The organism is Methanosphaera sp. DEW79 (assembly GCF_003266085.1).
In the GTDB taxonomy this organism is placed as follows: domain Archaea; phylum Methanobacteriota; class Methanobacteria; order Methanobacteriales; family Methanobacteriaceae; genus Methanosphaera; species Methanosphaera stadtmanae.
Genome location: NZ_MUZW01000015.1, coordinates 1 through 6665, shown reverse-complemented (window position 1 = coordinate 6665; position 6665 = coordinate 1). Strand labels below are relative to the sequence as shown.

Genomic DNA, 6665 nt, shown 5'->3' with positions numbered 1-6665 from the left:
AAAAAGAAACTAAAAAAGAACAACAAAAAACACAAGATACACAAAAATCATTCACACAAACACTAAGAGAACAAGGACTAATAGTGGATAATACAACAACAGAAAAACCAAAAGAAACACAGAAAAAAGAACCTAAAAAAGAACCTAAAAAAGAAACTAAAAAAGAAACTAAAAAAGAAACTAAAAAAGAAAAACCAGAAACACAAGATACACAAAAATCATTCACACAAACACTAAGAGAACAAGGACTAATAGTAGATAATACAACAACAGAAAAACCAAAAGAAACACAGAAAACAGAACCTAAAAAAGAACAATCAAAAGCAAAAACAGAGCCAAAATCAAAAGATTCTAAAAAATCTGGTGAAGTAAAAACATTCATTGATTTAATTAGATCTGAAGGAATGTTATAAGTATCATAATAAGAGGAGTTTATAGATGAGTAGTAATATAAAATGTAGAATAATATCTAAGGGTAAAGATTCAGGTAATGCTTTAGTAACAAAGGATCCTATTAGTTTTCTAGGAGGAGTTGATCCTAAAACTGGTATTGTTATAGATAAAAAACATGAATTATACAATGAATGCATTACTGATAAAATACTAGTTATACCTTCAGGTAAGGGATCTACTGTTGGATCTTATGTTATTTACCAAATGGCTAAGAATAACACAGCACCACGTGCTATTATTTGTCAAAAAGCTGAACCAATTATTGCTATTGGAGCCATTATTTCTAAAATACCAATGGTTGATAATCCTGATGTGGATATTATAAATACAATTAATACAAACGATGAAATTACTGTAGATGCAGATAATTCAACTATAGTAATCAATTAACCTTCCTCTTATTTTTTTAATTAATTAATCTTTTTTAATGTTGTTACATATGTATTAATTAGGATAACCTAAATTTATATATCATAGTTTTTAGAAAAAACCATATATACAAGAAAAATATATCTAGAAAATAAAAAAAAGGAGGAAACTAAATGACTAAAGAAGATGTTTTCAAAGTTGAAGATATGGCATGTAATGCTTGTGTTAACACAATCACAAAAACACTAAGTAACAATGAAAATATTAGTAACATCTCATGCAATCTTGAATCAAAAGATGTATCAGTAACATATGATGAAGAAAAAGTAGATGTTGAAGAAATAATAAGTGCCCTTGATAATATAGGATTTAGTGCAACTATCAAAAAAAAACCTTAAACATAGGTGGAATGACCTGTGTAATGTGTTCAAAAGCTGTAACCTCCACAATTTCAAAAATGCCCGGAGTTTATTCAATACATGTTAATCTTATCTCTGAAACAGCAGAAGTTATTTTTAATCCTACTGTTGTAACAGTTAAAGATATTGGGGATAGGATTAATAGTATTGGTTATGAATATATGGGTATTCATGACAATAATTCTATTAATAACAATATAATTGAAGAAAAACATAACCAGAATCTAAGAAAAAAACTCCATAGAATTATTGTTGGATTCTTCTTTTCAGCAATTTTAATGTATTTAATGTTTAGTAACTTTAATTTTAATGGAAATGAATCATACATACAACTAGCAATAACAATACTACCATTTATCTATGTATGTTCCCCTATTATAATATCAGGAATTAATTCCATTAAACATCATAACCTAAACATGGATGTAATGTACACATTAGGTATTGGAATTTCATTTATAGCAAGTCTACTTAGTACATTTGGCCTACTTGGAGAATCACATTTCATGTTATATGATACAAGTATTATGCTTGGTTCTTTCTTAATGCTAGGAAAATATCTTGAAGATAGAGCAAAATCAAAAACATCAGATTCAATAAATAAATTAGTTGAATTAAAAGCAACAGAAGCTACAATAGAAAAAACAATAAATGAAAAAACAATAACAGAAACTGTTGATATTAACAAGGTATTAAAGGGCAATATTGTTGTTATAAAACCTGGTGAAAAAATACCCTTAGATGGACAGATAATAGAAGGAAAAAGTTATGTTGATGAATCATTAGTAACAGGAGAAAGTACACCAATAGAAAAAAATGTGGGAGATGTTGTAATTGGTGGATCTATAAATAAAGATGGAACATTTAAATTCAAAGTAACAAATACTGGTGATAAAACAGTACTTTCACAAATTATATCAATGGTACAAGATGCACAAAATTCAAGTCCTCCAATACAAAAACTTGCAGATAAGGTAATTACATACTTCATTCCAGGAATACTAACAATAGCAGTTATCTGTTTTATTATATGGTATGTTATATATGGTAGTCCACTACTCTATAGTTTAAGTATATTCATATCAATTGTTGTTGTGGCCTGTCCATGTGCACTTGGACTTGCTATTCCAACAGCACTAACAGTTGGAGTTGGACTTGCTGCTAAAAATGGTATATTAATAAAGGATGGTCAAACACTTGAAGTATCACAACAAATAACACATGTACTACTTGATAAAACTGGTACAATTACTGTTGGTCAACCCGTATTATCTAATATAATAAATTATTCTACAGAAAGTGATGAGGAAGTACTTATGATTGCCCGTTCAATAGAACAATATTCACAACACCCAATTGCTCAGGCACTTTTTAATAACCAAAAAAAGAATGAATTTGAATTATATGATGTTGATGAGTTTGAAAATATTTCAGGAAAAGGAGTTCAAGCTACAATAAATAATAGAGACTATATTATTGGTAATAAAAAAATACTTAATGATAATAACGTACCTATTCCTGAAAATATATTGAAAGATTTTGAAAATGAAGAACTTAATATGAAAACAAGTATCATTCTTGCAGATAATAAAAATATCATAGCAATTCTTTCAGTAAGTGATGTTATAAAAGAAAATAGTAAAAAAGCTATTGATCAATTACATAAAATGAATATTAAAACCACAATGATTAGTGGAGATAATAAAAATACTTCATCCATTGTTGCAAAACAAGTAGGTATTAGTAATGTAGTCTCAGAAGTTCTTCCACAAGAAAAACTCGACTATGTTAAAAAACTACAAAGTGAAGGTGAGATTGTTGCCTTTATTGGTGATGGTATTAATGATGCTCCATCCCTTACAAAATCTAATGTTGGAATTGCAATAGGTACAGGTACTGATGTTGCAATAGAATCTGGAGATATTATATTGATTAATGGGGATTTATTAAATGCTGTTGCATCAATTCAAATAAGTAGAAAAACTATGAGTCGTGTTAGATTAAATCTTTTCTGGGCATTTGCATACAATGTTGTTTTAATTCCTATTGCTGCTGGTGCTCTTATACCCTGGAATATATTATTTAGACCAGAATACAGTGCACTTGCCATGGCTTTAAGTTCTGTAACTGTAATTACATTATCACTTCTACTTAGAAGTTATGTTCCAGAAATTTTTAGAGAATAGTTATCTCTAAATTCCTTTTTTTTATGAAAAACTTTTACAAAGATAAAAGAAAGTAAAAATATATTATTTTTCTGATTTAACAAGATTTAATGCTTCTTTTATTACTTCATCCATGTTCATGTACTTATACATTCCAAGTCTTCCACCAAAGAGTATTTTTGATTCTTTTTTTGCTAATTTGTTATATTTTTCATATAATGCTGAGTTTCTCTCATCATTTATTGGATAGTATGCTTCTTCGTTTTTAGTCCATGTTTTTGGATATTCATGAGTAATTACTGTTTTATCAGACTGTGCATTTTCAAAGTGTTTATGTTCTATTATTCTTGTATATGGAATTTCTGCTTCTGTATAATTAAATACAGCATTTCCTTGATAATTATCAGTATCTAAGACTTCTGTTTCAAAATTCAATCCCCTATATTCTAATTCACCATAACAATAATCATAGTATTGATCTATCATTCCAGTAAAGAGTATTTTATCTGAAATTTTATCCCATTTTTCTTTATTATTAAAGTAATCAGTATTTAGTTTTACATCTATTCCTTCAAGTAGTTTTTCTATTATCTGTGTATATCCACCTATTGGTATTCCCTGATATAAATCATTGAAGTAATTATTATCAAATGTGAAACGTACAGGTAGTCTTTTAATGATAAATGATGGTAGTTTATCACATGGTTTTTCCCATTGTTTTTCTGTGTATCCTTTTATTAGAATTTCATAGATAGTTGTTCCAACTAGACTTATTGCTTGTTCTTCCAAGTTTTTAGGAGTTTCTATTTTATATTCACTTTTTTCTTTTTCTATTATTTCTTTTGCTTCGGCAGGTGTTTTTACACCCCATATTTGATAGAATGTATTCATATTAAATGGAAGATTATATAATTTACCTTTATAATTTACTACTGGTGAATTTGTAAATCTATTGAATTTTGTAAATTGATTGATATATGTCCATACTTCTTCATCATTTGTATGAAAGATATGTGCTCCATATTTATGAACATTAATATTTTCAATGTTTTGTGTGTATATATTTCCACCAATTGTACTTCTTTTTTCTATTATTAAACATTTCTTTCCGATCTTATTCATTTCATGTGCAAATACTGAACCAAAAAGTCCTGAACCAACGATTAAATAGTCATATTCCATAGTTATACTCCTTTATATTTCATCCATGATATTATTGATGTTATTTTTTCGAGTTTTTCCTTTTTTAATTATTTTTTTCTTTTTTATTATTTTTATTTTTAGCTATTATTAAATAGATAGAATTACTTATATAATATATAGTTGATTAATATGAAAGATAAAAGACTATCTGTTCTACTACTTGTATTATCAATTATAATATTATCTATTGTGGCTACTTATGGAATGATACCAAGTCTTGTTGAGGATAATATTAAGGTTGATGATGATGTAATTTCATTATTAAGTGAAGATAATAATACAACTAATAAAACAAATGAAATAACAGACAGTACCAATGCTGAAGTTGAATCTACTACTAATCCAGTAGATAATAGTAATCAACAATTATCTACTGCAAATGATAGAAAATCTCCAAGTGCAGATAATAGTTATTCAAATAATAAATACTGGAATAATAATCCACAGAATAATAATCATGCACCTACTACTGATAATAATGAAAATAATAATCCTGATACTTCAGGCAATGGTGGATTAACTGATGGTGACTCTGGAAATACTAATACAGAACTAAGTATGGATTAATATAGCCACAGAAAATACTGGTATTGAATAAGTAATTTTTACCTATTTTCTTTTTTTTATATTTTAATTTAGGGATGGGAATAAATGTTAAATGCTAAGAATTTTATAACAGACAATAAAGGTATTGGTGGAACAATACGTAATGAAAATAAGGATTTTTATGTTGAAGAGGTACCTCTCCAATTACCAACAGGCAATGGTCCAAATACATGGATACAAATAGAAAAAGAAGGTAGAACAACACTTGATGTGGTGCTTGATATGGCAAAATATCTTCATATTAGTCGTAAACGTACAGGTTTTGCCGGGATGAAGGATCGTTCTGCTATTACAAGACAATGGCTTTGTATTAGTAACATTACACCAGAAGAATTACCTGATTTTGAAGAAGTATTACATAATGTTAAAGTTTTAGATATTAAACAAAACCAGAAAAAACTTAGAATGGGACAACTTAAGGGTAATAAATTCAAAATACATATAAAAAATACTAACAATCCTGTAGAAGATAAAGATATTGCTGAAGATGTTCTTGAATCATTAAAAGTTACTGGTGTTCCTAATTTTTATGGTTTTCAACGCTTTGGTGAAGTTAGAAGTACAACCCATCTTGTTGGTAAATGTCTTGTAGAAGGAGATATTAAAAAAGCAGTTGATACATATATAGGAAATCCTAATAAAAATGAACATAATCAACCCTTTGAAGCAAGACAATTATATGATGAAGGAAAATTACAAGAATCATATGATCTTATGCCAAAAAGTATGAGATATGAAAAATCCATGCTTAAAGAATTAATACTATCAAAAGAAAAACATGGTGAAATTACTGAAAAAGATTATATCAGAGCAATAGAATCACTACCAAAACCCTTAAAAAGAATGTTTGTAAATGCATATGAATCATACCTATTTAACAAAGTAGTAAATGAACGTTCAAAAATAGGAATAAACAAGTATCTTCCAGGAGACATAATTATAAATGAAGAAGAACGTTGGGTTCATGAAATAGATGAAGATACAATAGAAGATGATATGAATAAGTTTACACTAAATCCTACAGGACCATTATATGGATCAAAGGTACCATATGCTGAAGGAAAACAAGGAGAAATTGAAAAAAGAATTATAGAAGAAGAAAATATTACAAAAGAATCATTTAAATGTCCAAAAACACCAAAACTTGGAAGTCATGGTATTAGAAGATCACTTAGATTTAAAATAGAAGATACCTCTGTTACAAAAACATGTGATGGTATAGATGTGGAATTTTTTATTCCACGTGGCTGCTATGCAACAGCAGTACTACGTGAGATAATGAAAAAAAATATATGATTCTATTTAATGAAACTAATTAAAAAAAATAATTTATACTCTCATGTAAAAAAAAAACTTTAAAAATAGAATATAAAACTAAAAAAATATTTGTATACATATATTTAAAAATATAAGTACATATTCATGTTTTTTTAAAGTTTTAATCCTTTAT

The 6665-nt window shown here is 27.5% G+C and carries 7 protein-coding genes; 6 read left to right on the top strand and 1 reads right to left on the bottom strand.

Going from position 1 to position 6665, the window contains the following annotated elements; genetic code table 11:
• The 4 genes from BZ132_RS01200 to BZ132_RS01185 all read left to right on the top strand — a co-directional run.
• On the top strand, positions 1-413 hold a 413-nt coding region (locus tag BZ132_RS01200), incomplete at its 5' end, for a hypothetical protein (RefSeq protein ID WP_286940201.1).
• Between the two features lie 25 nt (positions 414-438).
• A complete protein-coding gene (locus BZ132_RS01195) occupies positions 439-843 on the top strand; it encodes a DUF126 domain-containing protein (RefSeq protein ID WP_011405841.1) in 405 nt (134 codons plus the stop codon).
• A 152-nt stretch (positions 844-995) separates the two neighbouring features.
• On the top strand, positions 996-1220 hold the full coding sequence (locus BZ132_RS01190; protein WP_112149309.1) for a heavy-metal-associated domain-containing protein: 225 nt from the start codon (positions 996-998) through the stop codon (positions 1218-1220).
• 11 nt (positions 1221-1231) lie between these two features.
• Entirely contained in the window at positions 1232-3427 is a 2196-nt protein-coding gene (locus tag BZ132_RS01185; protein WP_286940199.1) for a cation-translocating P-type ATPase, read from the top strand.
• Between the two features lie 63 nt (positions 3428-3490).
• Here the strand turns inward: BZ132_RS01185 and glf are convergent, their stop codons facing one another.
• Positions 3491-4588 carry a UDP-galactopyranose mutase gene (glf, locus tag BZ132_RS01180; protein WP_011405839.1) on the bottom strand — a complete coding sequence of 366 codons (1098 nt, stop codon included), beginning with the start codon at positions 4586-4588 and terminating at the stop codon, positions 3491-3493.
• Between the two features lie 150 nt (positions 4589-4738).
• Here glf and BZ132_RS01175 point away from each other — a divergent pair, with 150 nt between their 5' ends.
• Both BZ132_RS01175 and truD read left to right on the top strand, forming a co-directional pair.
• On the top strand, positions 4739-5176 hold the full coding sequence (locus BZ132_RS01175; protein WP_048059677.1) for a hypothetical protein: 438 nt from the start codon (positions 4739-4741) through the stop codon (positions 5174-5176).
• 84 nt (positions 5177-5260) lie between these two features.
• Positions 5261-6511, top strand: a complete 1251-nt coding sequence (gene truD / locus BZ132_RS01170; RefSeq protein ID WP_112149305.1) for a tRNA pseudouridine(13) synthase TruD — start codon at positions 5261-5263, stop codon at positions 6509-6511.
• The last annotated feature ends 154 nt before the right edge of the window (positions 6512-6665 follow it).

Bases quoted from the DNA above. Each gene is read 5' to 3' on its own strand.
- BZ132_RS01175 (WP_048059677.1), top strand. From the start codon at position 4,739: ATGAAAGATAAAAGACTATCTGTTCTACTACTTGTATTATCAATTATA.
- truD (WP_112149305.1), top strand. From the start codon at position 5,261: ATGTTAAATGCTAAGAATTTTATAACAGACAATAAAGGTATTGGTGGA.
- glf (WP_011405839.1), bottom strand. From the start codon at position 4,588: ATGGAATATGACTATTTAATCGTTGGTTCAGGACTTTTTGGTTCAGTA.
- BZ132_RS01185 (WP_286940199.1), top strand. From the start codon at position 1,232: ATGACCTGTGTAATGTGTTCAAAAGCTGTAACCTCCACAATTTCAAAA.
- BZ132_RS01195 (WP_011405841.1), top strand. From the start codon at position 439: ATGAGTAGTAATATAAAATGTAGAATAATATCTAAGGGTAAAGATTCA.
- BZ132_RS01190 (WP_112149309.1), top strand. From the start codon at position 996: ATGACTAAAGAAGATGTTTTCAAAGTTGAAGATATGGCATGTAATGCT.